Genomic DNA, 3452 nt, shown 5'->3' on the forward strand with positions numbered 1-3452 from the left:
GTTCTTTAACAATTTGGAAAGCTGATAGTATTTAATACGATGATGTCTGTCGTTGTATTAATTACAAATCGTATTATTGGGAAATTAATCCTTTTCTGATAATACATTGAGTTCTCAAAACACTTTATTAAGTGTCTTGAATATTCTAAAAACTAAGGCGAATTTGTGTACTCGCAAGAGATGCAAATTATGTAATAAACCAGCTAGTTACGATACAGCTGTTAGGGCTACCCGCTCTGACAACGATTAAGTTTCCTTGTGAAACTCATTTGGGTTGTATGGTTAAGTGACTAAGCGTATACGGTGGATGCCTTGGCAGTCAGAGGCGATGAAGGACGTAGTAACTTGCGAAAAGCGTTGGCGAGCTAGTAACAAGCATTTGAGCTAACGATGTCCGAATGGGGAAACCCGGCCACATAAGTGGTCATCATAACGTGAATACATAGCGTTATGAGGCGAACCTGGGGAACTGAAACATCTAAGTACCCAGAGGAAAAGAAATCAACCGAGATTCCCCTAGTAGCGGCGAGCGAACGGGGATTAGCCCTTAAGTCTATGGGGTGTTAGTGGAATGAGTTGGAAAGCTCAACGGTACAGGGTGATAGTCCCGTACATGAAAACTAACCATAGATGAAAACGAGTAAGGCGGGACACGTGACATCCTGTTTGAATATGGGGGGACCATCCTCCAAGGCTAAATACTCCTGACTGACCGATAGTGAACCAGTACCGTGAGGGAAAGGCGAAAAGAACCCCTGTGAGGGGAGTGAAATAGAACCTGAAACCGTGTACGTACAAGCAGTGGGAGCGGTTCTTGAGACCGTGACTGCGTACCTTTTGTATAATGGGTCAGCGACTTACGTTTTGTAGCGAGGTTAAGCGAATAGCGGAGCCGTAGGGAAACCGAGTGTTAACTGCGCGTTTAGTTGCAAGGCGTAGACCCGAAACCGAGTGATCTAGCCATGGGCAGGTTGAAGGTTGAGTAACATCAACTGGAGGACCGAACCGACTAATGTTGAAAAATTAGCGGATGACTTGTGGCTGGGGGTGAAAGGCCAATCAAACTCGGAGATATCTGGTTCTCCTCGAAAGCTATTTAGGTAGCGCCTCGAGCGAATACCACTGGGGGTAGAGCACTGTTAAGGCTAGGGGGTCATCCCGACTTACCAACCCTTTGCAAACTCCGAATACCAGTGAGTACTACTCGGGAGACAGACGGCGGGTGCTAACGTCCGTCGTCAAAAGGGAAACAACCCAGACCATCAGCTAAGGTCCCAAAGTTATTGCTAAGTGGGAAACGATGTGGGAAGGCTTAGACAGCTAGGATGTTGGCTTAGAAGCAGCCATCATTTAAAGAAAGCGTAATAGCTCACTAGTCGAGTCGGCCTGCGCGGAAGATTTAACGGGGCTAAGCAATACACCGAAGCTATGGGTTTGCTCTTATGAGCAAGCGGTAGAGGAGCGTTCTGTAAGCGGTTGAAGGTGAAGGGGTAACCCACACTGGACGTATCAGAAGTGCGAATGCTGACATGAGTAACGATAAAGGGAGTGAAAAACTCCCTCGCCGAAAGACCAAGGGTTCCTGTCCAACGTTAATCGGGGCAGGGTGAGTCGACCCCTAAGGCGAGGCCGAAAGGCGTAGTCGATGGGAAACGGGTCAATATTCCCGTACTTCTGCTAACTGCGATGGAGAGACGGAGAAGGCTAGGCTAGCGCGGCGTTGGTAGTCCGCGTTTAAGGTTGTAGGCTGTAAACTTAGGCAAATCCGGGTTTACATTAGGCTGAGAGCTGATGACGAGTCACTAAGGTGATGAAGTAGTTGATGCCATGCTTCCAGGAAAATCTTCTAAGCTTCAGGTTAGTAGGAATCGTACCCCAAACCGACACAGGTGGTCGGGTAGAGAATACCAAGGCGCTTGAGAGAACTCGGCTGAAGGAACTAGGCAAAATGGTACCGTAACTTCGGGAGAAGGTACGCTGCTGTTGGTGATGGGACTTGCTCCCTAAGCTGACGGCAGTCGCAGATACCAGGTGGCTGCAACTGTTTATCAAAAACACAGTACTGTGCAAAATCGCAAGATGACGTATACGGTATGACGCCTGCCCGGTGCTTGAAGGTTAATTGATTGGGTTATCTTCGGAGAAGCTCATGATCGAAGCCCAAGTAAACGGCGGCCGTAACTATAACGGTCCTAAGGTAGCGAAATTCCTTGTCGGGTAAGTTCCGACCTGCACGAATGGCGTAATGATGGCCACGCTGTCTCCAGCCGAGACTCAGTGAAGTTGAAATTGCGGTGAAGATGCCGTATACCCGCGGCTAGACGGAAAGACCCCGTGAACCTTTACTATAGCTTGGCACTGAACATTGAACCTACATGTGTAGGATAGGTGGGAGACTTTGAAGCTTCGTCGCTAGATGGAGTGGAGTCAATCTTGAAATACCACCCTTGTAGTTTTGATGTTCTAACCGCGGCCCCTTATCGGGGTTCGGGACAGTGCCTGGTGGGTAGTTTGACTGGGGCGGTCTCCTCCCAAAGAGTAACGGAGGAGCACGAAGGTTGGCTAAGTACGGTCGGACATCGTACGGTTAGTGCAATGGCATAAGCCAGCTTAACTGCGAGACATACACGTCGAGCAGGTACGAAAGTAGGTCATAGTGATCCGGTGGTTCTGTATGGAAGGGCCATCGCTCAACGGATAAAAGGTACTCCGGGGATAACAGGCTGATACCGCCCAAGAGTTCATATCGACGGCGGTGTTTGGCACCTCGATGTCGGCTCATCACATCCTGGGGCTGAAGTCGGTCCCAAGGGTATGGCTGTTCGCCATTTAAAGTGGTACGCGAGCTGGGTTCAGAACGTCGTGAGACAGTTCGGTCCCTATCTGCCGTGGGCGTTGGATGATTGAAGGAAGCTGCTCCTAGTACGAGAGGACCGGAGTGGACGAACCGCTGGTGTTCGGGTTGTTATGCCAATAGCATTGCCCGGTAGCTACGTTCGGAATCGATAACCGCTGAAAGCATCTAAGCGGGAAGCGAGTCCTAAGATGAGTCATCCCTAGGAATTTAATTCCTCTAAAGAGCCGTTCGAGACTAGGACGTTGATAGGCAGGGTGTGTAAGCGTTGTGAGGCGTTGAGCTAACCTGTACTAATGACTCGTGAGGCTTAACCATACAACCCAGATGAGTTTTATCTGAGTTGATGGTAACTAGATTTATTACAAAAGACTTAGTGATAGAATTTAAGCACTTGATAAAGTAAAAGAACTCAAACAGCTTTCCGAATTATTATTTACTGCATTTGCGGTAAATAAAGCAAGAATTTGCTTGGTGACAATAGCATTGTGGTACCACCTGATCCCATCCCGAACTCAGTAGTGAAACGCAATCGCGCCGATGATAGTGTGGGGTCTCCCCATGTGAAAGTAGGTCATCGCCAAGCGCCTAATTTCTC

2 rRNA genes are annotated in these 3452 nt (G+C 48.5%); both read left to right on the forward strand.

Features of this window, described 5'->3' with window-relative positions:
- Window positions 1-280 precede the first annotated feature (280 nt).
- A 23S ribosomal RNA gene (locus AB4140_RS18395) occupies window positions 281-3172 on the forward strand.
- A 152-nt stretch (window positions 3173-3324) separates the two neighbouring features.
- A 5S ribosomal RNA gene (rrf, locus tag AB4140_RS18400) occupies window positions 3325-3440 on the forward strand.
- Window positions 3441-3452: the final 12 nt, after the last annotated feature.

It is taken from the genome of Shewanella sp. 10N.286.51.B2 (assembly GCF_041469265.1).
Taxonomy (GTDB): domain Bacteria; phylum Pseudomonadota; class Gammaproteobacteria; order Enterobacterales; family Shewanellaceae; genus Shewanella.